We start from the raw sequence: 26144 nt of genomic DNA, 5'->3' as shown, positions 1-26144 counted from the left end.
AACACCCTCGAAGTCAAGTCCTCGGCCTATTAGTACCGGTCAACTCAACCAGTCACCTGGCTTACATCTCCGGCCTATCAACCCAATCATCTACTGGGAGCCTTACCCCACAAAGGGTGGGATACCTCATCTCGAAGCGAGCTTCCCGCTTAGATGCTTTCAGCGGTTATCCCTTCCGAACGTAGCCAACCAGCCGTGCCCCTGGCGGGACAACTGGCACACCAGAGGTTCGTCCGTCCCGGTCCTCTCGTACTAGGGACAGCCCTTCTCAAGTATCCTACGCGCGCGGCGGATAGGGACCGAACTGTCTCACGACGTTCTAAACCCAGCTCGCGTACCGCTTTAATGGGCGAACAGCCCAACCCTTGGGACCTGCTACAGCCCCAGGATGCGACGAGCCGACATCGAGGTGCCAAACCATCCCGTCGATATGGACTCTTGGGGAAGATCAGCCTGTTATCCCCGGGGTACCTTTTATCCGTTGAGCGACACCGCTTCCACACGCAAGTGCCGGATCACTAGTCCCGACTTTCGTCCCTGCTCGACCTGTCAGTCTCACAGTCAAGCTCCCTTGTGCACTTACACTCAACACCTGATTGCCAACCAGGATGAGGGAACCTTTGGGCGCCTCCGTTACCCTTTAGGAGGCAACCGCCCCAGTTAAACTACCCACCAGACACTGTCCCTGAACCGGATCACGGTCCGAAGTTAGATACCCAAACCAACCAGAGTGGTATTTCAACAACGACTCCACCGATACTGGCGTACCAGCTTCACAGTCTCCCACCTATCCTACACAAGCTACTTCGAGTACCAATGTCAAGCTATAGTAAAGGTCCCGGGGTCTTTCCGTCCTGCCGCGCGTAACGAGCATCTTTACTCGTACTGCAATTTCGCCGGGCCTGTGGTTGAGACAGTAGGAAAGTCGTTACGCCATTCGTGCAGGTCGGAACTTACCCGACAAGGAATTTCGCTACCTTAGGATGGTTATAGTTACCACCGCCGTTTACTGGCGCTTAAGTTCTCAGCTTCGCCCCAAAGAGCTAACCGGTCCCCTTAACGTTCCAGCACCGGGCAGGCGTCAGTCCATATACATCGAATTACTTCTTCGCATGGACCTGTGTTTTTAGTAAACAGTCGCTTTCCCCTGGTCTCTGCGGCCATACAACGCTCCACCCGCAAAGGGGCTTCACGTCTCCGGCCCCCCTTCTCCCAAAGTTACGGGGGCAATTTGCCGAGTTCCTTAACCACAGTTCACCCGATCGCCTCGGTATTCTCTACCTGACCACCTGTGTCGGTTTAGGGTACGGGCCGCTCAGAACTCGCTAGAGGCTTTTCTCGGCAGCATAGGATCACTGACTTCACCTGAATCGGCTCGGCATCACGTCTCAGCCCACGCACCACGGATTTACCTATGGCACAGCCTACACGCTTACCCCGGCACAACCACCGGCCGGGCCCAGCTACCTTCCTGCGTCACCCCATCGCTTGACTACTACCCGCCAGGTTCCCACGCTCCCCGCCATCAACCCGAAGGCATCAAACAGATCGGATGGTTAGCACAACGAAGTTCATCATGGGCGTTCCTTCGCGGGTACGGGAATATCAACCCGTTATCCATCGACTACGCCTCTCGGCCTCGCCTTAGGCCCCGACTCACCCAGGGCGGATTAACCTGGCCCTGGAACCCTTGGTCATCCGGCGGAAGGGTTTCTCACCCTTCTTTCGCTACTCATGCCTGCATTCTCACTCGTGCCGCGTCCACAACTAGGTCACCCCGCTGCTTCACCCCCGGCACGACGCTCCCCTACCCATCCACACACCTGCACCACTTCCCAAAGAAAGCAGCGAAGTACACGCGTGAATGCCACAGCTTCGGCGGTGTGCTTGAGCCCCGCTACATTGTCGGCGCGGAACCACTTGACCAGTGAGCTATTACGCACTCTTTAAAGGGTGGCTGCTTCTAAGCCAACCTCCTGGTTGTCTAAGCGACCCCACATCCTTTTCCACTTAGCACACGCTTAGGGGCCTTAGCTGGCGATCTGGGCTGTTTCCCTCTCGACTACGAAGCTTATCCCCCGCAGTCTCACTGCCGCGCTCTCACTTACCGGCATTCGGAGTTTAGCTGATTTCGGTAAGCTTGTAGGCCCCCTAGACCATCCAGTGCTCTACCTCCGGCAAGAAACACGCAACGCTGCACCTAAATGCATTTCGGGGAGAACCAGCTATCACGGAGTTTGATTGGCCTTTCACCCCTAACCACAGGTCATCCCCCAACTTTTCAACGTTGGTGGGTTCGGCCCTCCACGCGGTCTTACCCGCGCTTCAGCCTGCCCATGGCTAGATCACTCCGCTTCGGGTCTAGAACATGCGACTCAACGCCCTCTTCAGACTCGCTTTCGCTACGGCTACCCCACACGGGTTAACCTCGCCACATGCCACTAACTCGCAGGCTCATTCTTCAAAAGGCACGCCGTCACCCCTCAAGGCTCCGACGGATTGTAGGCGAACGGTTTCAGGTACTATTTCACTCCCCTCCCGGGGTACTTTTCACCATTCCCTCACGGTACTCGTCCGCTATCGGTCACTAGGAAGTATTTAGGCTTACCAGGTGGTCCTGGCAGATTCACGGCAGATTTCAGGAGTCCGCCGCTACTCGGGAACATCCACAGAAGACCAGCCACTTTCGCCTACCGGACTATCACCGCCTACGGTTGGCTTTTCCACACCATTCAGCTAGCAACTGGCTTTCTCACTTCCCGACCAGATGTCAGTCTGATCAGCAGAGTCCCACAACCCCGACCACGCAACCCCTGACAGGTATCACACGCAACCGGTTTAGCCTCATCCGCTTTCGCTCGCCACTACTCACGGAATCACAATTGTTTTCTCTTCCTGCGGGTACTGAGATGTTTCACTTCCCCGCGTTCCCTCCACACACCCTATGAGTTCAGGTGCAGGTGACACCACATGACTGATGCCAGGTTACCCCATTCGGACACCCTGGGATCACAGCTCGGTTGACAGCTCCCCCAGGCCTATCGCGGCCTCCCACGTCCTTCATCGGCTCCTAGTGCCAAGGCATCCACCGTCCGCCCTTGACAACTTGACCACAAAGATGCTCGCGTCCACTGTGTAATTCTCAACAAACGACCAACCCGCAACCCCAAGCCCCACACCCAACACCACCACACGATGGCCGGTATGCGAGACCAGGCCACGCCTGGCACCAGAGACAACAACCCACACGGCTTGTTCCCTCAGGACCCAACAGGATGCCCACCACCCACACCAGCCGCACCGACACCACCCTCCACACCCCCCACACGAGGAGCAGTACTAGCAGCACCAGCCGTTGCCGGCACGAACTCACCAGTGTCTCCGCCACACGAGCACCCCCACCCCACATCCGGAGGCGGCAGGCTCCCTACCCGACCTTCGCCGGGAGAGCGCTCCTTAGAAAGGAGGTGATCCAGCCGCACCTTCCGGTACGGCTACCTTGTTACGACTTCGTCCCAATCGCCAGCCCCACCTTCGACAGCTCCCTCCCACAAGGGGTTGGGCCACCGGCTTCGGGTGTTGCCGACTTTCGTGACGTGACGGGCGGTGTGTACAAGGCCCGGGAACGTATTCACCGCAGCGTTGCTGATCTGCGATTACTAGCGACTCCGACTTCACGGGGTCGAGTTGCAGACCCCGATCCGAACTGAGACCGGCTTTTTGGGATTCGCTCCACCTCACGGTATCGCAGCCCACTGTACCGGCCATTGTAGCATGCGTGAAGCCCTGGACATAAGGGGCATGATGACTTGACGTCATCCCCACCTTCCTCCGAGTTGACCCCGGCAGTCTTCGATGAGTCCCCGCCATAACGCGCTGGCAACATCGAACGAGGGTTGCGCTCGTTGCGGGACTTAACCCAACATCTCACGACACGAGCTGACGACAGCCATGCACCACCTGTGACCGCCCCCGAAGGACCCCACATCTCTGCAGGTTTTGCGGCCATGTCAAACCCAGGTAAGGTTCTTCGCGTTGCATCGAATTAATCCGCATGCTCCGCCGCTTGTGCGGGCCCCCGTCAATTCCTTTGAGTTTTAGCCTTGCGGCCGTACTCCCCAGGCGGGGCGCTTAATGCGTTAGCTGCGGCACAGAGAACCGGAGAGGCCCCCCACACCTAGCGCCCAACGTTTACAGCGTGGACTACCAGGGTATCTAATCCTGTTCGCTCCCCACGCTTTCGCTCCTCAGCGTCAGTATCGGCCCAGAGACCCGCCTTCGCCACCGGTGTTCCTCCTGATATCTGCGCATTTCACCGCTACACCAGGAATTCCAGTCTCCCCTACCGAACTCTAGCCTGCCCGTATCGACTGCAAGCCCACAGTTGAGCTGTGGGTTTTCACAGTCGACGCGACAAGCCGCCTACGAGCTCTTTACGCCCAATAAATCCGGACAACGCTCGCGCCCTACGTCTTACCGCGGCTGCTGGCACGTAGTTGGCCGGCGCTTCTTCTGCAGGTACCGTCACTTACGCTTCGTCCCTGCTGAAAGAGGTTTACAACCCGAAGGCCGTCATCCCTCACGCGGCGTCGCTGCATCAGGCTTCCGCCCATTGTGCAATATTCCCCACTGCTGCCTCCCGTAGGAGTCTGGGCCGTGTCTCAGTCCCAGTGTGGCCGGTCGCCCTCTCAGGCCGGCTACCCGTCGTCGCCTTGGTAGGCCATCACCCCACCAACAAGCTGATAGGCCGCGAGCCCATCCCAAGCCGAAAAACTTTCCACACACCACCATGCGGCAACATGTAATATCCGGTATTAGCCCCGGTTTCCCGGGGTTATCCCAAAGCCTGGGGCAGGTTGCTCACGTGTTACTCACCCGTTCGCCGCTCGAGTACCCCGAAGGGCCTTTCCGCTCGACTTGCATGTGTTAAGCACGCCGCCAGCGTTCGTCCTGAGCCAGGATCAAACTCTCCAACAAAAACCTGTGAAGAAATCAAACCCAGCATAAAAATGCCAAGAAAACCAACCAGAAAACCATCCAAACAGACAGTCAACCAGCCGGAAACCAAACAAACTTTGGCACTGGCTTATCAAGCACCCTGTTGAGTTCTCAAAAAACAAACACACACCAGCAGAACCACCCACACCAAGCAGGCAACCCCACCAGGGCCAACCACCACACCCGACAACCGCCGGGCAACTTCCCCATCTTACTTGGCTGGCCTCGCTTGTCAAGAGCTAGTTTCAGCTTCTTGCTCGCAACCACCCAGGTTTCCCCGCGCTTACGCAAGCCGTCTTACGGCTAGTTTGTCGGGGTATCCGGCAGACCGGCCCTCCTCGTTACCCGAGGCTCGGCCCGGCTCCCTGCCGGCTTCCTACCTTACCCGGTTGGTTTCGCAATCTCAAGTCCGGCTTGCCGGTGAGTCGCACCACCCGGTCCAGTCTGGTTCGGTGGCTACCCACCCCATCCTGGTCGTCAGCGTTCCGGCCGTTTTGTCCGTGTCGCGCTGACAGAGAGAAAGTTACGCGGCCAGCGACACGAACGCAAATTGATCTTGAAGATCCACGGCTGGCCGGGCGTTATTGCAGCTCAGCGACATGCTACGGACGGTCCTGCTCGACCGAGACTCCGGTTGTCGGCGCGCTTGTCGGCGCGCCCACGGGTCCGCACCAGGGCTACCCGGCGTGCCAGAGTGGACCTCATGACTGTCGACGGATCGCCGCCACTCGGTCTCGACGCCATCTCGGCCCTGCTACTGCCCTTCTGGCAGTTGGTCATCGGTGCGGTCGTCGTCGTGGCGGTGATCGTGTCGATCCACCGGCTGACCCGACGTGGCCGTTCTAGGATGACGAACGCGTTGCTGTTGCTCGGCGGCGCCATCGTGACCCTGGCGATCATCGGCGTACTCACCTCAGGCAACTGAGCCTGCTCAGGTGAGCAGGCTCAGGACGGTGTCCGGAGCCGAATGTCCGCACGGTCCAACTGGCTGATCAGAGCCTCCGATTCGCCAGGCTGGGCAACTCGGTACGGATCATCGCCAGCCGGGTGAGGTCCAAGTCGGCGGTCACCACGCCGACGGTGTCCGGAGCCTGTGCCAGCACCGTCCCCCACGGATCCACCACCATGCTGTGGCCGAAACACGTACGGCCGGGTTCATGCGTGCCGATCTGGCCGGCGGCCAGCACGTAGCACTGGTTTTCGATTGCCCGTGCCCGGAGCAGGACCTCCCAGTGATCCCGCCCGGTGTGCAGCATGAAGGCGGCGGGAACCACCAGTACCTGGGCACCGCCGTCCACGGCGAGCCGCCGATACAGCTCAGGGAAGCGCAGGTCGTAACAGATCGACAAGCCCACCCGTACGCCCTCGCAGTCGACCACGACCACGTCGTCGCCGGGGGCGACGTTACGCGACTCGTGATAGGAGACCCGGCCGGGGATCTCCGCGTCGTACAGGTGGATCTTGCGGTAGCGGCCGGCGAGGTCGCCCTGCCGGTCGAACATCAACGATGTGTTGTACGTCCGCCGCTGGTCCGGCCCGCGTTCGTGGTACGAGCCGACAAGTACCCAGATGCCGAGATCCCGGGCTGCGGCGGCGAAGAACTTGCCGACCGTGCCGTCGACGGGTTCCGGAGGTGGCAACCGGCCGGCTGTGCCCAGGTAGTCGACGTACTCCGGCAGCACGGCGAGGTCGACGCCACCGGTGGCAGCGGTCTCCAGCAGACCGCGCGCGGTGGCCAGGTTCGTCTCCTGGTCGTCGCGGCTGTTGAGCTGGCAGACGGCCACACGCACCTCGGATCACCCACTGTCGTCTAGACGGTGCCGGCCACGGGTCTGGTGCTGGCTTCGCGCGGTGCCTTCCTCCTCAGGCCGACTTCTCCTCGCGGTCGCGTCGACGTCGGCCGGTGAACTCGCGCGGCACGATCGTAGGATTGACGTTCTCCAGGACGACCTCGCGGGTGATGAGCACCCGCGCCGCGTCGGGGTTGCTCGGCACCTCGTACATCACCGACAGCAGGACTTCTTCCAGGATGGCCCGCAGGCCACGGGCACCGGTGCCGCGCAGCATCGCCTGGTCGGCGATGGCTTCCAAGGCTGCGGTCTCGAACTCCAGCTCGACGTTGTCGAGCTCGAACAGCCGTTGGTACTGACGGACCAGCGCGTTGCGGGGCTGGGTCAGGATCCGCACCAGCGCCTCACGGTCCAGGCTGCGGACGTTGGTGATGACCGGCAACCGACCGATGAACTCGGGGATCAGCCCGAACTTCAGCATGTCCTCCGGCATCACCTGGCCGAAGATGTCGTCGGTGGAGCGCTCGGACACCGCCCGCAGCCGGGCGCCGAAGCCGGTGCCACCCTGCCCGGTGCGTGACTCGATGATGCGGTCCAGTCCAGCGAACGCACCACCGCAGATGAACAGCACGTTGGTGGTGTCGATCTGGATGAACTCCTGATGCGGGTGCTTGCGCCCCCCCTGCGGCGGGACGTTGGCGACCGTACCCTCGAGGATCTTCAACAACGCCTGCTGGACGCCCTCGCCGGAGACGTCCCGGGTGATCGACGGGTTCTCCGACTTGCGGGCGATCTTGTCGACCTCGTCGATGTAGATGATCCCGGTCTCGGCCCGTTTGATGTCGTAGTCAGCCGCCTGGATCAGCTTGAGCAGGATGTTCTCGACATCCTCACCGACATAGCCGGCCTCGGTCAACGCTGTGGCGTCGGCGATCGCGAACGGAACGTTGAGCATCCGGGCGAGGGTCTGGGCCAGGTGTGTCTTGCCGCAGCCGGTCGGGCCGATCAGCAGGATGTTGGACTTGGCCACCTCGACGGTGTCGTTGGCACCCGGTGCGCCGGCGGCGTCGGCCTGGATGCGCTTGTAGTGGTTGTAGACCGCGACCGCGAGGGCTTTCTTGGCCTGGTCCTGGCCGACCACGTACGAGTCGAGGAACTGGCAGATCTCCATCGGTTTGGGAAGTTCTTCCCACTTCACCTCGCCGGTCTCGGCCAACTCCTCCTCGATGATCTCGTTACAGAGATCGATGCACTCGTCGCAGATGTAGACCCCTGGGCCCGCGATGAGCTTCTTGACCTGCTTCTGCGACTTGCCGCAGAAGGAGCACTTCAGTAGGTCGCCACCGTCGCCGATCCGTGCCACCTACGTTCTCCTTGCGCTCTCGGCCGGTCGCGCCGGCCCTGGCCTAAGGACGGTCTGCCTCGTCCGTGACGTGCTCGTCCCGTGACGAGCGTCTCCTGCCGGTCCGCCCCGTCAGACGGTGCATCTCGACGTTACCCGCTGGCGGGGCAAACTCCGACCCCCAAAATCGGGTGTGTCAGAGGTCGGCCAGTCTACTCACCGTCTGGCCGACCTCTCACCGAGCGTCGTCAGCTGGCCGAGGTGGCCGCCAGGATGCCCTTCTTACGGCTGGTCAGGATGGTGTCGACCAGACCGTAGTCACGGGCCTCCTCGGCCGTCATGATCTTGTCTCGGTCGATGTCCTTACGGACCTTCTCCATCGCCTGATTCGCGTGCCGGGAGAGCATCTCCTCCAGCTGGGTACGCATCCGCAGGATCTCACGGGCCTGGATCTCGATGTCCGACCCCTGGCCGTAGCCGCCCTCGGTGGCCGGCTGATGGATGATGATCCGCGAGTTCGGCAGCGCCATCCGCTTGCCGGGCGTGCCGGCGGCGAGCAGCACCGCCGCAGCGCTGGCGGCCTGGCCGAGGCAGACCGTCATGATGTCCGGTCGCACGTACTGCATGGTGTCGTAGATCGCCGTCATCGCGGTGAACGAGCCGCCCGGCGAGTTGATGTACATGATGATGTCCCGATCCGGGTCGGTGCCTTCCAGGGTCAGCAGCTGGGCCATCACGTCGTTGGCCGACGCGTCGTCCACCTGTACGCCGAGGAAGATGATCCGGTCTTCGAAGAGCTTGTTGTACGGGTTCGACTCCTTGACCCCGTACGAGGTCCGCTCGACGAACGACGGCAGGACGTACCGGTTGTGCACCGGCGCGAATCCCGGCGGCATGGTCAGGTCAGTCATCGTCGCCTTCCTCAGTTGCGGGTGCCGGCGCCGGTCGGGACCTGCGCGGCTCCAGTGATCACCCGGTCGATGAAACCGTAGTCGAGCGCCTCGGCCGCGGTGAACCAACGGTCACGGTCCGAGTCGGCCTCGATCTGGTCCGGATCCTGGCCGGTGTGGTGGGCCACCCGCTCCTGGAACATCCGCTTGGTGTAGAGCATCTGCTCGGCCTGGATGGCGATGTCGGAGGCGGTGCCACCCATGCCACCCGACGGCTGGTGCATCATGATCCGAGCGTGCGGGAGGGCGTACCGCTTGCCCGACGCGCCCGCGCAGAGCAGCAGCTGGCCCATTGATGCCGCCATGCCCATCGCGATGGTGGCGACGTCGTTGCTGACGTACTGCATGGTGTCGTAGATCGCCATGCCCGAGTAGACCGAGCCGCCGGGCGAGTTGATGTAGAGGTTGATGTCCCGGTCCGGGTCCTCGGCGGCGAGCAGCAGCAGCTGCGCGCAGATCCGGTTGGCCACCTGGTCGGTCACCTCGCTGCCGAGGAAGATGATCCGTTCCTTGAGCAGCCGGTTGAACACCGTGTCATCGAGGTTGCCACTGAGTGAGTCACCGCCGCGGGCCTCGCTGGCCCGGATGGGCATAGCTGGGATGTGCAGATCGGTCATGGCAGCCCTTCGCTCCTCGTACGTCGTTAGGCCCGACATTAACCGTTGGGAACGGGCCGGGCGCCGTTCTCAGATTGCTGTTCGCTCACAGCGCAGGCAGTCGGCGACACTCCCGTACGCCGACAGGCCTGCCGCCCGGACCAGCCGTATGCGGCTGCCACCCGACCCGGCGGTCGGGGGCAGCCGCATGCTCGGCGTGATCAGTGCTCGTGAGCCTGCTCGTGCTCCGCCTCGGTGGCTTCCTTGATCGCGTCCATACTGACCGGGTCGCCGGTCGTGTCCTTGATCGTGATCCGCTCCATCACGAGGCTCAACGCCTTGCTGCGACGTACGTCACCGAAGACGGCGCCAGCGGTGCCGGCGCGGACGAGCTGGTCGTAGTACTGCTGCGGTGCCATCCCGGCCCGCTGCGCCCGCTGCACGATCTCGTGACCGAACTCGTCGTCGCTGACCTGGACGTCCTCGGCGTCGGCCAGGGTGTCCAGCAAGAGCTGGATCTTGACGGCTTTGCCGGCCGCCTCGGTCAGCTCGGTGTCGACATCGGCTTCGGTCTTCTCCTCCGACGACAGGTAGTCCTCCCAGGAGGCACCGATGCGCTCCAGCTGGTCGGTCATCGCCTGTTTGCGGTGCTCGACCTCCTCGCGCACCACCCCGTCGGGCGCCGGCACCTCGGCCGCCTCGACCAGCTGATCGAGCGCCTTGTCCCGGGCGGCGTAAATTTGCTCCAGCCGCTTGACCCGCTCGATCCGCTGCCGCAGGTCGCCGCGCAGCTCGTCGAGGGTGTCGAACTCGCTGGCCATCTGCGCGAACGCGTCGTCCAGCTCCGGCAGCTGCTTCTCCTTCACCGTACGCACGGTGACCGAGACGTCGGCGTCGCGGCCGGCGAAGTCGCCACCCACCAACTGGGTGGTGAAGCTCGTCGCCGCGCCGGCGGCCAACCCGACCAGCACCTCGTCCAGACCCGGCAGCAGTTGTCCACTGCCCACCTCGTGAGAGATGTTGGTGGCCGAGCCGCCCGGCACCTCCTCACCGTCGACGGTCGCCGCCAGGTCGATCTGGACGTAGTCGCCGTCGCGCGCCGGCCGTTCGACGGTCTTGAGCGTGGCGAACCGTTCCCGCAGGCCGTTCACCTGCTCGTCGATCTCGCTCTCGTCAATCTGCAGCTCGTCGACGGTCACCTCGATGGTGCTCGGGTCCGGCAGGGTCAGCTGCGGGCGGACGTCCATCTCGGCGGTGAACCTGAGCGCCTCGCCGTCGTTGAACTCGGTGATCTCCACCTCGGGACGCCCCAGGGTCTTGACCTCGTGTTCGCGGACAGCCGCCAGGATGTTCTGCGGGATCGCCTCCTGGACGGCCTCGTTGAGCACCGTGCCCCGCCCGACGCGCTGATCGATGACCGCGGACGGCGCCTTGCCCTTGCGGAACCCGGGGATGGTGATCTGCTGGGCGATCTCCCGGTACGCCTTCCGCAGGCTCGGTTCGAGCTCGACGAACGGCACCTCGATGGCGAGCCGGACCCGAGTCGGGCTCAAGGTCTCGACGGTGCTCTTCACAGGCGTACTCCTTGATGCATGTCAGTCTTGTCCGGTCGTCGCTGTCCGCCCCGGGACATCCCCGGAGACCGCCCGCCACACGGCATGGCGAAGCACAGCCCATCGAGTGTAGGCCGGCCGACACGCCGGACTTCCTGCGCCCGGCGCCCGTGCCGGCGACTCACAGTCGGGGTGGCGGGATTTGAACCCACGGCCCCTCGCTCCCAAAGCGAGTGCGCTACCAAGCTGCGCCACACCCCGTGGCACCGCTCAGTCTATGCCGTCGGCCAACCGCCCTGGTGTCCGGTCTCCCCCATGCCGATCTTCGGCGGCGTCCGCGTCGGGCCGGCCGGCACCGCCGTCCGCCGGCACCCAGGACCGCAGGCTGGTCGGCCACCTGCGGTCCGTGGTCGCCCTACGTTCCGTCGCCGGTCACCCCCGAATCGGTACGGCGGACCGCGCCACGCCCCGACGACGGCGATACCCGCACGCACCGGACCCGGAAGGACTTGTACGCTAGAGATCGCGCCCCGCCCGTCGGGACGCGACGCGGGCGTAGCTCAATGGCAGAGCTTCAGTCTTCCAAACTGACGGTGCGGGTTCGATTCCCGTCGCCCGCTCCACTCCTACCGGCCAGGACTGTGGATTGTCCGCAGGGCCGACCTGATCGCCGTCCGGTCCAGCCGTCGGTGCCGCAGCCCCTTCGGGCTGTACCTTGCAGCGCAGGTCCGGCAGCCGGGCTGGTCACGGCATCGCCCGCACGGCAGTGATGATCGCCGTTACCTTGGCAGCCGGCTCCGCGACGTCCAGCAGCAGGCCACGCAGCTTCTTCAGCGACGTCAGCGCCATCGTCAGGCCCTGCCGGGAATAGGGCAGCAGTGTGCGGGCGACGACATCGAGCTCGTGCTCGGCTGCCTCGTAGGTGATCTCGTCCAGCTCGCCCTCGACGTGTGCCGTCCGTACCAGACACCGCAGCTCGACGATTTCCTGCGTCAGCTGATGAGAGCTCGACGACTGGTGACCGAGGATGATCGGCCCTTCGATACGCCCGGCCTGGACAACGACGTCGGCGGTGCCGCTCACGATGTTGGTCGTGGTGCCACTCCGGTCTGCCGTGCCGCCCCGTTTCGTCGTACCACGGGTCGGCCTGTCGACGGGGGCCAGTTCCCGGACGAGTTCGTCCGCCAGCGCCACCGCGAACGCCGCCGCGTTCGCCACCGCTCTGTGCTGCCAGTTCGCCCCATCCGTAACCGTCTTGGTGCCATCGGCTCGGTCGCTGATCCCGCGGATGACGACGACCGGCAGCGATCTGTTGAAGTGGCCAGCCTGGGCTACCCCGGCGCCTTCCATCTCGATCGCCACCGCGTCGTTGTAGATGTCCTTGATCCAACGGGCCTGATCAGAGGTGGTCGAGTCCTGCACGACCTCTCCGGCAGCGATCGGACCGAAGCTCACCGTCGGTGCCGATGCCTCGGGGGACAGCGAACTCGTCCACGCTCCGGTGCGGACGAGGTGGCGGGCGATCTGCTCCGGCTCGTGCGAGATATCCCAGGCGCGGGGGCGTGCTTTCAGTCCATCGTCTCGGCTGGTCGCGCCATGGTAGGCGTAGACCCGGGTAGCGACCACGACGTCACCCAGCTTGAGGTGCCCCCACAGGGCGCCGGCGACTCCGACGAACAACAGAGCCAGCGGCGAGAACTCGGCGATCGCGCGCTCGGTGAGTACCGCCGAGGACTGGTTACCGGCCCCGACGAGGCCCAGCGCCACCTGACATTGCCCGGACGACAACTTGCCCACCTCGTACCTGGTGCCGGCGGGGTGACGATGGGTTCGCAGCCCGGACATCCGGTCTCTTATCGCCTGGTACTCCAGATCCAGCGCGGTCAGCACGACGATCGGAACGTCCGTCATTGGTCGTTGCACCCCACCGTGGTGACCGCCGCACCGCGGGAGGCCGCCGCCAGTGCGAGCCGGTCGGTCAACACTTGATCACCCGCAGGACCGCCGTGCGGTCCTCGAAGATCGTTGTTCATGGATCAAATCTAGCTTCCTGTCGACGCGGCGCGAGGAGTCGAACTCGGTCAGCTGTCGGGGTGTCCAGCAGACGTCGTTCGACACCGCCGTGGGGTACGGGCCCGGGCCGTTCGTCGACTCCACCCCGGACGCCCGGTTGACTTTGTCTCAAACCATGACTCACTATGGTGAGACAAAGATTGCGACATAAAGATCGAGGCACAAGGAGTTGCCATGTCGACGGACGGATCGCCGACCGTGCCGCGCGCTCGGGCACTGGACCTGCGGCGGGCCGGAGTGTGGCTGGACCGTAACGGCTTGGGCAGGGCCCAACCGACCCGGCTGCCTGCCACGCGTCTGGCCTACGATCGGCTGGCCACCTCGGCCTGGGGCGGGTTCGGGTCGCACTCCATCACGCCGTTGGCCATCCTGACCGTCCTGCTGGGCACCCTGCTGGTGGCGCAGTCCTGGTTGGACCGTTGGGTACGGCGGATCGACCAGCGGGTCGCTGCGGACCTGTCCCGACGGGTGGCACATCCGGTCCAGCCCGGATGGCGGGTCCTGCTCGGTCGGCCGTACGCGGCACTCGTGGCGGCGATGTTCGGTGGCGCGGTGGCGTTGGCGGCGGGGGCGCTGACCGTGTCCGACTCCACCGTGCGCTATGCCGCCGTCGTACTGCTGATCGGCCTGTGTGCGGTCGGAGCAGGCATCATCCTGCAGCTGCGGGACATGTTGGCGCGTCCGGTGGTGACCGAGGACGAGCTGTCGCTGATCGCGGATGTGGTGATGCGGGTCGAGGACGCGCGGGAGTTCACCGCGCCGACCGTGCTGTGGACGCTGCCGGTGGTGTTGCTGTTCGGCACCGCGCCAGGCTGGTGCGGCGGCGCGACGCTGGCCTTCCTCCTGCTTGGCAGCGGTGCTCACGCGCTTGTGCAGCGCAGGACGCCATCGAGCGCGTCGGTGGCACGGCAGGTGCTGGTCGCCCGATGATTGTCATCGACGCGGCATCGCCGGTCCCACCGTTCGAACAACTCCGTGCCCAGTTCGCCCGGCGGATCCAGCAGCGCGCCCTGGCGGTAGGCACGAGGCTGCCGACCATCCGACAGCTGGCGGCCGATCTCGGGCTGGCCGTCAACACCGTCGGCCGGGCCTACCGGGAGCTTGAGGAAGCCGGCCTGATCGAGACCCGGGGCCGGGCCGGCACGTTCGTGTCGGCGGCCGCCGAGGCGGGGCGGGAACGGGCACGTCGTGCCGCCGCCGACTACGCCGAGGTGGCCGCGAGCGTCGGCCTCGACACCGGCGAAGCGTTGCGCATCGTCGAGGCCGCGCTCGCCGCCCGGCCTCGACCGCCGGCCGCCCCCGCGTGACCCACACCGGCCGCCCCGAGGGACCGGGTCGTACGTCGGCGTCCGCCCGGCGGTCGTCACCGACCCCACTGGCCGGTTCGACGGGCACCGGGACGGTCAGCGCAGGATCGTACGCAGCGTGGCGACGACCCGGTCCTGGTCGGCCTCGGCGAGCTGCGGGTAGATCGGCAGGGACAGTTGCTCGGCGTAGAACGTTTCCGCCGTCGGACACTGCCCGCGCCGGTAGCCCAGATCCTCGAACACCGGGTGGCGGTAGACCGGCAGGTAGTTGACCTGTACGCCGATGCCGGCGGCGCGCATCCGCTCGTACACCTCCCGGCGGCGACCGTCGAGGACACGCACCGGGTACAGGTGCCAGGCCGGGTCGGTCCACGGACGGCGTGCCGGCAGCCGCAGTCCCGGCACGTCGGCGAGCAGTTCGTGGTAGCGGGCGGCCAGCCGGCCCCGGTCAGCCGTGAACCGGGGAAGCCGGGTCAGCTGGTTCAGCCCGAGCCCGCACAGCACGTCGGACAACCGGTAGTTCAGCCCCAGGCTGTGCACCTCCTGGTGCCAACCACCCTCGTCGGGGTAGCGCAGCCGGGCGGGGTCGCGCACCATGCCGTGGCTGGCGAAGCGGCGTACCCGGTCGACCAGCTCCTGGTCGGTGCCGACGACCGCGCCGCCCTCACCGGTGGTGAGGTTCTTGGTCGGGAAGAACGAGAACGTGGTCAGATCGGCGAGGGTGCCCACCGGCGCGCCCCGGTACGTCGACCCGATCGAGTGGGCGGCGTCGTCGACCAGCAGGGCACCGGCGTCGGCGGCCACCTTGCGCAACTGCTCGTACTCCGCCGGGTGGCCGGCGTAGTCGACGGCGGTGACGACCCGGGTCCGGGTGGTGACCGCCGCCCGTACCGCCACCGGGTCGAGGTTGCCGGTGTCGTCCTCGACGTCGGCGAAGACCACCCGGGCTCCGTGCAGCGCGGCGGTGGCCGCCGTCGCCACGAACGTCATCGGCGTGGTGAGCACCTCGTCGCCGGGGCGCAGCCCGGCGGCGGCGTACGCGGCGTGCAGCGCGGCCGTGCCGGAGCTGACGCTCACGCAGCCGACCCCGCCGCCGACGAAATCGGCGAGCGCGGTCTCGAACCGGCGTACGGTCGGCCCGGCCGACAGCCATTCGCTGCGTACCGCGGCGGCGGCCGCCGCAGCGTCCGACTCGTCCAGACAGGGTCTGCCGTAGGGCAGCATCATGTGTCCACTCCATGGTTCACAGGGCCGCCGGCCGCGGCGCCGGGTCCAGGTCGGCGCGGCCACCTTCGCAAGGACCGGCCGGGGCGGCGGAGGTAGGCCCGGCCCGGGTGGGCACGGACCGGACGCGGGCGAGCCGCCGGGACAGCAGCAGCCAGGACGACGCGGAAATGCCCGCGTACAGCGTCACGCAGGCCAGCGCCGCGCCAAACGACCCCCACAGGGCCACCGCCCCCGCGAACAACCCCACCGCCGCCGCGCTCCAGATCAGGCCGAAGGCGCCGGCGGTGCCCATCCAGCCGGCGCCGAGCAGGGCACGGCTGGCCACGGCGTACGGCACGTAGGCGATCTCGGCGGCCAGCAGCACCAGCATCAGCGGTTTCGCGCCGGCGAACTCGCCGCCGAGCAACGGGACGATGACCAGCCAGCCGGTTGCCGCGACGACCGTGCCGGCCGCCACGACGGCCACCGCGGTCAGCGCCGTCGCCCGAGCGGGCCGGAAGGTGTCGGTGTTGGCGGCGGCGTCCCGGTTGACGATCTGACCGATGGCGTTCGGGATCAGTCGCGGTACCTGGCCCAGGGTGGAGGCGACCGAGTAGATCCCGACCGCGGCGGGTCCGGCGATCGACCCCAGCGCGTAGCGGTCCAGCCGCAGCGCCAGGGCCAGCCCCATGGTCAGGCCGAGTGCCCGGCCGCCCCGGCGGAGCAGGTCACGCAGCTCCCGCCGGGCCGGGCGGGCAAGGCAGAGCAGACCGGCCGCGCGCAGGTGGACCGCCTGCGCACCGGCCGCGACCAGCATGCCGGTCCCCTGACCCAGCAGCAGCGTCCAGACGTCCGGCGCGATCAGCACGGCGGTCAGCAGGCCGACGGCGCCACCCCCGGTGGTGGCCATCGCCCAGGCGCTGCCGCAGCGGAACAGCCCGGCCGCGTACCAGATGTCCGGCAGTTGGGTGTGTGCGACGTACCCGCAGGTCACGACGGCCAGGGCGAGCAGGTAGCGGGGATCGGCCAGCGCCGGGTCGATGAGCGGTGCGGACAGCGCGGACACGAGTACGGCGAGCCCGGCGGCGAGGACCAGCGCGGCCGCCGACCACCAGGTGTACGAGGCGATGACGCTCCGCTGCCCGGTCCCGCCGGCCACCGCCGGGAACCGGGACCGCAGTTGCGGGCCGGTGCCCATTCCGGCGAGCAGCGGCACGATCCCGGCGGTCGCCACGCCGAGCACCATCAGACCGCGCCCGTGCGGGCCGAGCACGCTGCTGGCCAGCAGCGCGGCCAGCATGTTGGCACCCATCTGGACCGCGCTGGAGCCGGTCAGGAAGGCCACGGCGAACCGCCGTCTGCCAAGCATCAGCCGGCGACCCGCCACAGGGACAGCCACTGCGTCACGGCGTGCTCCGTCTGAAACGGCGACGTCGCGAACCTCGCCCGGATCGCCTCCCGGTCGGCGGGACTCGTACGTACGCTGCCGGCCACTGCGGCGGCCCAGCGCTGCGGGCCGTCCGACAGGTCCAGCAGGGTGAGCCCGTCGACGTACCGGGATGCCTCACGCAGGCAGGGCAGGTTGGTCGCGACAACGGGCACCCCGGCGGCGAGGGCTTCCAGGACCACGCCGGGCAGCCCTTCCCATCGCGACGGCAGGACGAACACGTCACTGGCGGCGAGCACCGAGGCGATCTCGTCGGTCTCCCCGCCGAGGACGACCGATGGGTCGTCGCGCACGTCCGGATGCGCCGACGTCACGTCGTCGGTGCCCGCCGGTCCGACGATGAGCAACCGGGTCGCCGGTGCCTCGCCGCGGACCGCGCGGTGGACGTCCACCAGGTACGGTCTGTTCTTCTCCGCGGCGGCGCGGCCGATGTATCCGATGACGGGGGCGTCTTGCGGCAGTCCCCACTTGCGTCGCCCGGCGGCCCGGGTCCAGCCGGCTACCCGGGCGGTGTCGACGCTGTTGTAGAGGATCCGGCAGCCCACCGTGCCGGTGCTGCGCCCGGCGAAGGCGAGTGCGGCGTCGCTGACCGCGACGATCTCGGTGGCGACCCGGTGCAACAGCCGCCGCAGCAGCGCCCGGCGGGCCCGCTGGGCAAGGGTGTCGGGCCGGCCGTCCGCCTCACTCCACATCCGGGCGATCCGCACCCGGACCCCGAGCGTCCGGGCGATCAGCAGTACCACCGCGCTGGGCAGGCTGACGTGCGAGACGACGACGTCGGGGCGCAGCTCGCGCAGGCACCGCCACAGTCGAAGCGGCAGGGAGGCGAGCGGGCGGAGCGGGCACTGCAGCACGGCGGCACCGGTGGCCCGGAATTCGGCGGCGAGGCTGCCTTCCTGCCCGGCCAGGGTGACGAAGGTCTGCCGGACCATGGTGCTGGGGATCGCACGGCACAGGTCCAGCGACAAGGTTTCCGCGCCGCCCCGGTTCAGCCAGCCGATGACGTGCACGACGTGAACGGCCGGTGCGGCGGGTACCGCCGGCTGCGGCGGCTGCGGCGGCCGGTACGACGCGGTGGCTGGCATCGATCTCGACTGGGTCACGCGTAGCTCCTGTTCACCGATCGTCCGGCGGTCGCCTCCGCGACCGCCTGGTAGTACGCGATCCGCTGCCCGACCAGGCGCTCGGCGCAGAACTCCCGGGCCCGGGCGAGGTTGCGGGCCGACGCGACGGCCATCAGCTCCGGTTGGCTGATCAGCGTGTCGATGGCAGCCGCCAGGCGTACCGGGTCGCGTGGCGCGACGAGGAACTCCGCTGGCAGCAGCTCGGGAATACCGCCGACGTTCGACCCGATCGCCGGCAGGGCCCGTGCCATCGCTTCGATGAGCGCACGCGGCAGGCCCTCGGTGTGCGACGGCATGACGAACAGATCGGCGGCGTCGAGGTGCTGCCGGACGGCGTCGCCGGCCGGCAGGATGCCGGCGAAGACCACCCGGTCCGCCAGGCCGCACCGGTGCGCCAGGCGTTGCAGCTCGGGCCGGCACCTGCCGTCGCCGATGTGCACCCAGCGCAGTCGGGGCCGGCTGGTGGACAGCCGGACGAGCGCGTCGATGAGGGTGTCGAGGCCCTTGTACGGCTGCTCCAGCAGCCCGACGGAGACGAGTGTGGTGGCCCGCCGGGTCTGCTCGGCGCTTCTGGCCACCGGTACGTAGGACGCCGCGTCGAGATCGACGTCGGACACCGCCGCGGTCAGCGCCCCCGCACCGGCCGGGTAGCGCGCCTGCAGGAATCGCTGCGTCACGTACCCGACGCCGATGGCCGAGGCGCACTGGCGCCGCAGGTGGCCGACGAACCAGGACCGGAGAACCGGTCGGAGCGGGTGCCGCACCGCGCCGGGCGCGAAGACGTCGTAGGGATCTCCGACCACCTCCAGTGCGTAGGGCAGCCGTTGGCGCGTGCGCGACGTGGCGAGCGTCGTCCCGATCAGGGACGGGACGCGCAGGATCACGGCGTCGTCGGCGCCGGCGGATCCGCTGATCGCGCGGTTGACCGCGGAGCGCCGCAACGCGTACTGGTACGGCCCGAGGTAGTGCGGTACCGCCCAGAGTTCGACCCCCGGGCCGGTCACGCGTTTCGCCCCGGCCGCCGGGCTGGCCACGTCGGCGGCTCGCGCGACGACGCGGACCTCGTCGAACGCCGACAGATACGTGGTCCAGAAGCTGTAGTCCTGCCCGGTGCACGTCCAGACCGCCCCGTCGGGGGTGCGTGCGAAGCGCGCCTCGCCGGCCACCACCACCCTCATCGTCGCTGTCCTCCGCTCCGTACACGGCAGTCAGCGGCCGGCGGCGCCGCTGGGTTGGCTGCCGGGAACTGTCGCGGACAGCCGTACGCGAGGAGCAGTGGAGCGCACAGCGCGCCGACCAGCCGGCGGCGCGTCGGCGCGAGCGCGGTGTGCCAGGCATCGTCGACGCGTAGCGTCACCGCTCCTTGGGTGAAGCGCATCCGGTTGCCGGACACGGCGTGGACGGTGCCCAGGTGTGCCCGGCAACCATCGAGGTAGGACAGCTCAGCGCCGGTCACGTCCAGGCCGGCGAACCCGGCGAGCGCCGTGACGGCGCCGGCCGGGTCGGCGAGGAACTCCTCGTAGCGCATCCGGTGCACCGGATGCGCACGCTGGCCGGCACCGGGACGACCGACCTGCGGACTTAGGCGGGCGAGCAGGTCGAACGCCGCGTTGTTCGTGTTCCACGACAGAGCGCACCGGGTGACTGGATACCTGGGTACCTGGACCGGGCCGCCGGACTCCGGATCGTGCACCTGCTTCGTCCACGAGTGGGCGACGCCGCGCGGATCCCGCACCAGGTGCAGGACGCGCAGGTCGAGGTCGCTCGCCCAGCGCAGGCAGAAGGCCTGCCCGACGTGCTTGGACGAGTCGACGACCGTGTGCGCCCCGGTGACCGCCGCCGCCGCCGAATAGATCCGGGTGTAGAAGTCGACGTACTCGGTGACCCGCGCCCGCACAGTCGGGTTGAGCTGGCGCCGGGCGAGCCGTGGGACGTGCCGGGTGCGCCCGACGCAGTCACGGAGCAGGCGGATCCGATCGAGGTCGACGCTGTGCCAGCCGCCGAAGGCCCGCTGCCCGATCTCGCGCCACACCGCACAGTCGTGGAACGCGGCGCCACATCCGCACAGCCGGTTGTCCCGTACGCCGTTCTGCCACACCTGGGCGACCTCGCCCAGCCCGCACACCCCGGGCAGCTCGTTGAGAATCCGTTCGACCACGGTGCTGCCGCTGCGCCCGACTCCGCCGATGAAGATCACCCGCACGGCTGCCTCACCCATGCCGGGACGCGTAGACGTAGTACGGAATCCACGGTCGGGGATCGTCGGGCCGGGTGCTGACGGTGTAGCCGGCCCGCCGCAGCAGATCCCGCACCGGGCCGAAGGTACGCATCCAGTCGTCGCCGGGACCGGTCGCCTTGAAGTCGTGACAGGACACCGCGAGGTTCTCCACCGCGTCGAGCGCGTCCGGGCAGCTTTGCAGGACGCCGAGCTCGGCCCCTTCGATGTTCATCTTGAGCAGGTCGATGCGGTCGACGCCGGACGACTCCATCAGCTCGTCCAGCCGCCGGCCGACCACCTCGATCCCGCCGCCGCCCGTCCCGCCGCCCGTCCCGCGGCCCAGCCCGTTGCCCAGCCCGTTGCGCAGGTGCGACAGCGAGTCCTCCGCGAGGTGGACCGGACCCGCTTCGCCGACGACGGCGCACTCCACGAGCGTGACGTTCCGCAGGCGGTTCAGCTCCACGGCGCGGCGCAGACAACGGAACGTCCTCGGATGCGCCTCGATGCTCACCACCCGACCGGCGGGACCGACCAGTCGGGAGAAGAGCCTGACCTCGGAACCGACACCCGCGCCGACGTCGAAGACGGTGTCGCCAGAACGCGGCTGGTAGCCGTACAGGAACGTGTCGTGGGCGACCGTGTCCTCCGCGTCGGCCGACAGCCCACCGAGAGCGGTGTTCACGATTGTCCCGCCTGGATACTCGTGGATCCAGCTCTCGTCTTCGTACCGCACCGAGCAGCGGGAACGGGATCTCACGGACAGCGCGATCGCGCCTACGCCGGCGATGACCCTGGGACTCACCCGGTCGTCGACCGTATCGAGAATGCGCCTTCTCAGGCTCGTTGGCATGTGACGGTCCAGCCTTCAGGTGTCGTGGCGGTGGTGGTCGCGGTACCAGGCGAAGGTCTGGCCGACCCCGTCATCCAGCGTGACCTTCGGCTCGTAGCCGGTGAGCCTGCGCAGTTTGCTCAGGTCCGGGCAGCGACGGTGGACCGATCCGGGCGGCGCCGGCGCCGGCGCGATCACCGCGCCGGCACCGGCGATCCGCAATATCAGCTTCGCCAGGTCCGCGATGTTCGTCTGCTCGGCGTCGTTGCCGATGTGCACGATCTCGCCGGCGGCGTCGGGCGAGGCCATCAGCCGTACCACCGCCTCGACCGCGTCGTCGACGTGGCAGAAGGCGCGGAACTGGTCCGCGCCGGGCACCCGGAACGGATTCTCGCCACGCATCGCACGCAGCGACATCTCCGGTACGACGTGGTCGACGCCCATCCGCGGTCCGTACACGTTGTGGAACCGGCCGACCACGGCGTGGCCGCCGGCGGCGCGGGCACCGTGCAGCACGGCCGATTCGCCGAGCAGCTTGCTGATGGCGTACGCGAACCGTGGTGCCGCCACGTCGGAGACCATCGCGGGCACGTTCTCGGCGGTCGGTACGGTGGCGATACCGGCGTCCACCGCGCCGGCGTAGACTTCGCTGGTCGAGCTGAAGAACACCGTGCCGGCGGAGGAGATCCAGTCCATCAGGTGCAGCGCGGCGAGAGAGTTGACGCGGATCACCCGCGCCGGATCCGCCTCCACGTTGCGGACCCCGACCACCGCCGCGAGCAGGTAGATCTGGTCCCAGTCGCGCGGCAGCGCAGCCCACGTCCCACCCCGGGTCAGGTCACCGGTCACCACCTCGACCGCCGGGTCCACGCAGACGCTGGCAAGCTCGGCATCGTCGCGGCCTCGGGAGAAGTCGTCGACCACGGTGACGTGGTGGTGCTCGGCGGTCAACCGGCGTACCAGGTGCAGTCCGATGAAGCCGGCCCCGCCGAGGACCAGCGCCCGAGTCACGCCGGCTCCCCGATGCCCGAGTAGCCGATCCCGCAGTAATCGACGCCGACGGCTCGTACCGCCTGCTCGTCGAGGACGCGCCAGGAGTCGAAGACGAACCGGACGCCGGTACCGGGCAGCAGCGTCGGCACGTGCAGTGCGCGGTAGTCCGGGTGGTCGTTGAGGACCAGCACCGCGTCCGCCTCGCTGAATGCCTTGTCGATGCCGACCGGTTCGCCACCGTAGGACTGGATCACCTCGTCCGGTACCAGCGGGTCATGACCAAGCACCCGCAGGCCTGCCGCGCGGAACACCGGCATCATCGCCACGATGGCCGCGCCGCGCGTGTCATCGGTCGGCGGCCAACCCTTGTACGCCCAGCCGAGCACCGCGAGCGTCGCGGCGGTGGTCTCGTCGCCACGCAGCTGTCGCAGTTTCCGGACGACCGTGGCGGCGACGTGTACCGGCAGTTGCTCGTTGCGCTGCCGGGCCGCAGCGATGAGGAAGGACTCCGGCGCGCCGGAGCCGAGTAGGTATGGATCCTTGGACAGGCAGCTGCCCCCCACGAAGCCGGGCATTGCCAGATCGGGTCGGGGATAGTCGTGGTTGGCGGCGTGAATCACCTCCAGCGGGTCCACGCCGTGCCGCTCGGCAAGTAGCGCGACCTCATTGCCGAAAGCGTAGATCAGATCGGTGTGACAATTGTTCGCCAGTTTCACCAGCTCCGCGACTTCCAGGCTGGACACCGGTACCACCTGCTTCGCCAGTCCGCGAAACATGGCCAGTCCCGCCAGGCGGCTCTGTTCGTCGAGCCCACCGACCACCTGCGGTAGCTCGGTGAGTTCCCGCAACGCCTGGCCCTGGATGGTCCGTTCCGGCGCCATGACCAGCCTGGCTGTCTCCCATTCCGCCGTCAGCGCGGGCAGGACGACCTGGCGACTGGCGCCGACCGGCACGGTGCTGCGGACCACCACCAGAGTGCTGGGCCGGCAGCGCCGGGCGATCTGGGCCGCGGCTGCGGCAAGGTTCGACAGGTCCGGTTGCCGGGTCTTGCCGTTTATCGGCGTCGACACGCAGATGATCGCCGCGTCCAGGTCCGCCGGAAGCATGCCGTGCACGAAGAAGTTCCTGCCGAGCGCGTCCCGCAACGTCTCTTCCAGACCGGGTTCGAACAGGTGCACCCGCCCGTTGCGTAACGATCCCAGGACTCTCGTCTCGGTGTCGACGCCGTGCACCTCGTAGCCGTTGCGGGCCAGGCCCGCGGCCAGGGTCAGCCCGACGTAGCCCATCCCCAGTATCCCGATTCTGCCGAACATCCTTGTCTCCTTGTCTCGCTCCGCGTGGTGTCAGAGTTCGGCACCGCGAAGATCAACGCCACGAAGCGTGCCGGGCAACAGGATCGGCTTCAACGTCTCGAAACTGAGGTTCGCTTCGTCGTAGTCCTCTGGGCGGCCGATATCCAGCCAATAGCCGTCGAAATCGTAGGCAGCGGGCGGGCTGCCGCGGTTGATCAGATCAATCATCAACTGATCGAATCCGAATTTGATTCCTACCGGGTATGACGCGATGGCTTCCCGGGACATGCCGTATACACCCATGCTGACCCGGTAGTTCAGCGTCGGCTTCTCCTTGAACTCGGTGACCTTGTCACCCTCCACAACCAGGACTCCGAAGTCGACCTTCACCTTCCGGCGAAACGTGGCCACGGTCACCGGCGCGCCTGACTCGGCATGCGCCCGCAGCAGATCGGCATAGTTGAGGTTGGTCAGGATGTCACCGTTCATCACCAGGAACCGCTCGGGGAGGCGTCGACGCATCCCGAACAGCGGACCGACCGTCGACAACGGCGTCCGCTCCTCGGCGTAGTCGACCTGCAGACCGAAACGCGTACCGTCCCCGACGAAGGCACGGATCAACGAGCCGTGGTGATTTATCGCCATGGTAGCGGTCCGGAATCCGTGCGCGGCGAGCTGGTGCAGGACGATTTCCAGAATCGCGAAGTCGTTGCCGATGGGTACGAGCGGCTTGGGCAGGGCGGTGGTGTACGGCCGCAGCCGGACCCCCTTGCCGCCTGCCATGATCACCACGTGCATGTCGTCCACTGAGCACCCTCTTGCGATCGGTGACCCGGTCGAAGCTCTCTGACCTTACATATCAGCTTTAATCTCTCTTTGAGGCTAACACGTATCTAGATGTTAATCGTCCGGATTCATCACATTGAGCTGGCCGACCTCGTCGGCCGACCGACGCGATCACCACGACGGCCGCCAGCGGCAACGCCTCTCCGACGTAGAAACTCAGGATGTTGTCCATGTCGGCGGTCAACAGGATGACCGTGACGGCGCACAGCGGCAGGCAGAGCAACTTCGGCGCGGGATCGTCAGATCGCCGCGCCGTCGCGTGCCATCGCCTGGCAAACCGGAGGAACAGCCCGAGAACCACGAACGACAACAGCCCACCAGTTGGACCGAAGTTCAGGATCGCCTCCCCGGTGAGCCCATAGACCCGTCCGGACCGAAGCCCGGCCGCGTACGTGCCCGGCCCGTAGAGCAGGTCGGTGCCGACCTCGACCTTGTCTCTGGGCTTGTCGGGCCTCAGCTGCCCCGGCACCAGTGACAGCGACGCGGCCAGGTAGGTGCTGCCGTAGGCATACTGGTCGGCACCGCTCAGCACCCGGTCGAGCACCAAGGCGTGCATGTCCGCCCGGCCCAGGTCGCCCAACAGCACCGTCGGCAGGTCCCGACCGGTCTGCGTCGATACCTCCTCGACGGTACGGGAACCCTTGGCGATGTCGACGACGCCGGCGCCGGCGCCCTTGTAGAGCCCGTAGCCGTACGTGAACGCGACGACGACGACCGCAGCGGCGGCGAAGGCCCGCCGGGAGATCGAGAAGATCAGGAAATGTACGAGCACCAATCCCAGCACCAACGGCCAGAGCACGCTGGAGCGGCTGCCGCGCAGGCCGCCGACCGCGAACTGGATCGCCACCAAGCCGACCAGCAGCAGAATCACCAGCCCGCCGCGGCGGCGCAACGCGGTCCGGAACCGGACAGCGACCAGAGCGAACAGCAGCAGCGGGAACGACTCACTCATCACCAGTAGCCAGCCGAGCCCGGCGAGGGCATCCCGATCACTCGTCATCGCGTGTAGGAAACCGTCCGGACCGCCGAGCACGAGTACCTCGGCCGCGAATGCCAGCAACCCGGCAAGGACGGCGAGCACCGCGAGACGGTAGAACCTGCCCTCGTCGAGCCGAAGCACCGACCGTCGGGGGCGCCGGAGGCGCCGGGGGCGCTCCGGCAACCAGACGACGACCCGGTAGACGATCAGGCCCGCCAGGTTCAGTAGGGCCATCACGCCGAGCGCCGTCCGCCACTGTCCCGTCGCCGGGGAGACGATCGGCGGCCAACGGTCCAGCATGACGTGCAGCACCGGAGCGAGATAGTAGAAGTGGAGCCCGAACAGGCCGAGAATCGCCTGTGGATCGAACACGTCACGCCGGCGCCGGACCCATTCCACAGCGTCGACGCCGATGAGTACGCCGCACAGCGTCACCGGGATCAGGAACCAGTCGCGCAGTGCCGGATCGACAATCGCCAGGACGATGCTGGTGGCCGGGACCAGGCAGGCGGCCAGGACCAGGCTGGTCGCCCAAGCGCCGACGGCAGCGGTCGACCGGCCGGTGGCGCGGTTCTCGACACAGGGCAGCGACATCCCCGTC

At 67.0% G+C, this 26144-nt stretch carries 19 protein-coding genes, 2 tRNA genes and 2 rRNA genes; 4 read left to right on the top strand and 19 right to left on the bottom strand.

Annotated features, from left to right (window positions below; genetic code table 11):
• Positions 1–9: 9 nt before the first annotated feature.
• A 23S ribosomal RNA gene (locus tag ACN27F_RS27330) occupies positions 10–3112 on the bottom strand.
• A 348-nt stretch (positions 3113–3460) separates the two neighbouring features.
• Positions 3461–4977, bottom strand: a 16S ribosomal RNA gene (locus tag ACN27F_RS27325).
• Together the 16S and 23S rRNA genes form the textbook arrangement of a ribosomal RNA operon.
• Before the next feature lie 724 nt (positions 4978–5701).
• On the opposite strand from ACN27F_RS27325, the gene ACN27F_RS27320 reads away from it, so the two are divergent.
• Positions 5702–5923 (top strand): hypothetical protein, encoded by a 222-nt coding sequence (locus ACN27F_RS27320; RefSeq protein WP_421438212.1) that lies wholly within the window; start codon positions 5702–5704, stop codon positions 5921–5923.
• Positions 5924–5990: 67 nt separating this feature from the next.
• Here ACN27F_RS27320 and ACN27F_RS27315 read toward each other — a convergent pair whose 3' ends face one another.
• From ACN27F_RS27315 to ACN27F_RS27290, 6 genes are all read right to left on the bottom strand, one after another.
• Positions 5991–6788, bottom strand: coding sequence for a carbon-nitrogen hydrolase family protein (locus ACN27F_RS27315; protein WP_421438210.1), 798 nt, complete (start codon positions 6786–6788; stop codon positions 5991–5993).
• A gap of 73 nt (positions 6789–6861) precedes the next feature.
• The gene (clpX, locus tag ACN27F_RS27310) at positions 6862–8151 is read right to left on the bottom strand and encodes an ATP-dependent Clp protease ATP-binding subunit ClpX (RefSeq protein ID WP_421438209.1); all 1290 of its coding nucleotides are present in this window, start codon (positions 8149–8151) and stop codon (positions 6862–6864) included.
• Between the two features lie 227 nt (positions 8152–8378).
• Entirely contained in the window at positions 8379–9041 is a 663-nt protein-coding gene (locus tag ACN27F_RS27305; protein ID WP_421438207.1) for an ATP-dependent Clp protease proteolytic subunit, read from the bottom strand.
• 11 nt (positions 9042–9052) lie between these two features.
• Positions 9053–9697, bottom strand: a complete 645-nt coding sequence (locus ACN27F_RS27300; protein ID WP_421438206.1) for a ClpP family protease — start codon at positions 9695–9697, stop codon at positions 9053–9055.
• Positions 9698–9897: 200 nt separating this feature from the next.
• Positions 9898–11250, bottom strand: a complete 1353-nt coding sequence (gene tig, locus ACN27F_RS27295) for a trigger factor (RefSeq protein ID WP_421438205.1) — start codon at positions 11248–11250, stop codon at positions 9898–9900.
• 166 nt (positions 11251–11416) lie between these two features.
• Positions 11417–11490, bottom strand: a tRNA-Pro gene (locus ACN27F_RS27290).
• A 288-nt stretch (positions 11491–11778) separates the two neighbouring features.
• Here ACN27F_RS27290 and ACN27F_RS27285 point away from each other — a divergent pair.
• A tRNA-Gly gene (locus ACN27F_RS27285) sits at positions 11779–11852 on the top strand.
• 121 nt (positions 11853–11973) lie between these two features.
• Here the strand turns inward: ACN27F_RS27285 and ACN27F_RS27280 are convergent.
• Complete coding sequence (locus ACN27F_RS27280) at positions 11974–13140, bottom strand: purine phosphorylase (protein ID WP_421438203.1); 1167 nt, start codon at positions 13138–13140, stop codon at positions 11974–11976.
• A 336-nt stretch (positions 13141–13476) separates the two neighbouring features.
• Here ACN27F_RS27280 and ACN27F_RS27275 point away from each other — a divergent pair, with 336 nt between their 5' ends.
• Positions 13477–14232, top strand: coding sequence for a hypothetical protein (locus tag ACN27F_RS27275; RefSeq protein WP_421438201.1), 756 nt, complete (start codon positions 13477–13479; stop codon positions 14230–14232).
• Positions 14229–14609, top strand: coding sequence for a GntR family transcriptional regulator (locus ACN27F_RS27270; RefSeq protein WP_421438199.1), 381 nt, complete (start codon positions 14229–14231; stop codon positions 14607–14609). Before ACN27F_RS27275 ends, ACN27F_RS27270 begins: the two co-directional genes overlap by 4 nt.
• 96 nt (positions 14610–14705) lie before the next feature.
• Here ACN27F_RS27270 and ACN27F_RS27265 read toward each other — a convergent pair whose 3' ends face one another.
• From ACN27F_RS27265 to ACN27F_RS27220, 10 genes are all read right to left on the bottom strand, one after another.
• A complete protein-coding gene (locus tag ACN27F_RS27265) occupies positions 14706–15833 on the bottom strand; it encodes a DegT/DnrJ/EryC1/StrS family aminotransferase (protein WP_421440477.1) in 1128 nt (375 codons plus the stop codon).
• Positions 15834–15852: 19 nt separating this feature from the next.
• Entirely contained in the window at positions 15853–17184 is a 1332-nt protein-coding gene (locus ACN27F_RS27260) for a lipopolysaccharide biosynthesis protein (RefSeq protein ID WP_421438197.1), read from the bottom strand.
• Positions 17184–18365: a glycosyltransferase family 4 protein gene (locus ACN27F_RS27255; protein WP_421438194.1), complete on the bottom strand. Its 1182-nt coding sequence runs from the start codon at positions 18363–18365 to the stop codon at positions 17184–17186. The genes ACN27F_RS27260 and ACN27F_RS27255 overlap by 1 nt, the downstream gene beginning before the upstream one ends.
• Positions 18362–19564 (bottom strand): glycosyltransferase, encoded by a 1203-nt coding sequence (locus ACN27F_RS27250; protein ID WP_421438193.1) that lies wholly within the window; start codon positions 19562–19564, stop codon positions 18362–18364. Before ACN27F_RS27250 ends, ACN27F_RS27255 begins: the two co-directional genes overlap by 4 nt.
• Complete coding sequence (locus ACN27F_RS27245) at positions 19561–20604, bottom strand: sulfotransferase domain-containing protein (protein WP_421438191.1); 1044 nt, start codon at positions 20602–20604, stop codon at positions 19561–19563. Before ACN27F_RS27245 ends, ACN27F_RS27250 begins: the two co-directional genes overlap by 4 nt.
• Positions 20597–21286, bottom strand: coding sequence for an FkbM family methyltransferase (locus ACN27F_RS27240; RefSeq protein ID WP_421438190.1), 690 nt, complete (start codon positions 21284–21286; stop codon positions 20597–20599). The genes ACN27F_RS27245 and ACN27F_RS27240 overlap by 8 nt, the downstream gene beginning before the upstream one ends.
• A 183-nt stretch (positions 21287–21469) precedes the next feature.
• Positions 21470–22444 carry an NAD-dependent epimerase/dehydratase family protein gene (locus ACN27F_RS27235; protein ID WP_421438188.1) on the bottom strand — a complete coding sequence of 325 codons (975 nt, stop codon included), beginning with the start codon at positions 22442–22444 and terminating at the stop codon, positions 21470–21472.
• A complete protein-coding gene (locus ACN27F_RS27230) occupies positions 22441–23739 on the bottom strand; it encodes a nucleotide sugar dehydrogenase (protein WP_421438186.1) in 1299 nt (432 codons plus the stop codon). The genes ACN27F_RS27235 and ACN27F_RS27230 overlap by 4 nt, the downstream gene beginning before the upstream one ends.
• 30 nt (positions 23740–23769) lie before the next feature.
• Entirely contained in the window at positions 23770–24516 is a 747-nt protein-coding gene (locus ACN27F_RS27225; protein ID WP_421440476.1) for a sugar phosphate nucleotidyltransferase, read from the bottom strand.
• Between the two features lie 67 nt (positions 24517–24583).
• Positions 24584–26137: a hypothetical protein gene (locus ACN27F_RS27220; RefSeq protein ID WP_421438184.1), complete on the bottom strand. Its 1554-nt coding sequence runs from the start codon at positions 26135–26137 to the stop codon at positions 24584–24586.
• Positions 26138–26144: the final 7 nt, after the last annotated feature.

It is taken from the genome of Solwaraspora sp. WMMB335 (assembly GCF_049179075.1).
In the GTDB taxonomy this organism is placed as follows: Bacteria; Actinomycetota; Actinomycetes; order Mycobacteriales; family Micromonosporaceae; genus Micromonospora_E.
Note: the sequence above shows the minus strand (reverse complement) of the source record. Positions and strands in the feature narration are given on the sequence as shown.

Coding starts and splice junctions, on each gene's coding strand:
- ACN27F_RS27265 (WP_421440477.1), bottom strand. CDS start 15,833: ATGCTGCCCTACGGCAGACCCTGTCTGGACGAGTCGGACGCTGCGGCG.
- ACN27F_RS27270 (WP_421438199.1), top strand. CDS start 14,229: ATGATTGTCATCGACGCGGCATCGCCGGTCCCACCGTTCGAACAACTC.
- ACN27F_RS27230 (WP_421438186.1), bottom strand. CDS start 23,739: ATGTTCGGCAGAATCGGGATACTGGGGATGGGCTACGTCGGGCTGACC.
- ACN27F_RS27220 (WP_421438184.1), bottom strand. CDS start 26,137: ATGTCGCTGCCCTGTGTCGAGAACCGCGCCACCGGCCGGTCGACCGCT.
- ACN27F_RS27225 (WP_421440476.1), bottom strand. CDS start 24,516: ATGCACGTGGTGATCATGGCAGGCGGCAAGGGGGTCCGGCTGCGGCCG.
- ACN27F_RS27250 (WP_421438193.1), bottom strand. CDS start 19,564: ATGAGGGTGGTGGTGGCCGGCGAGGCGCGCTTCGCACGCACCCCCGAC.
- ACN27F_RS27320 (WP_421438212.1), top strand. CDS start 5,702: ATGACTGTCGACGGATCGCCGCCACTCGGTCTCGACGCCATCTCGGCC.
- ACN27F_RS27245 (WP_421438191.1), bottom strand. CDS start 20,604: ATGGGTGAGGCAGCCGTGCGGGTGATCTTCATCGGCGGAGTCGGGCGC.
- ACN27F_RS27300 (WP_421438206.1), bottom strand. CDS start 9,697: ATGACCGATCTGCACATCCCAGCTATGCCCATCCGGGCCAGCGAGGCC.
- ACN27F_RS27260 (WP_421438197.1), bottom strand. CDS start 17,184: ATGCTTGGCAGACGGCGGTTCGCCGTGGCCTTCCTGACCGGCTCCAGC.
- ACN27F_RS27280 (WP_421438203.1), bottom strand. CDS start 13,140: ATGACGGACGTTCCGATCGTCGTGCTGACCGCGCTGGATCTGGAGTAC.
- ACN27F_RS27275 (WP_421438201.1), top strand. CDS start 13,477: ATGTCGACGGACGGATCGCCGACCGTGCCGCGCGCTCGGGCACTGGAC.
- ACN27F_RS27305 (WP_421438207.1), bottom strand. CDS start 9,041: ATGACTGACCTGACCATGCCGCCGGGATTCGCGCCGGTGCACAACCGG.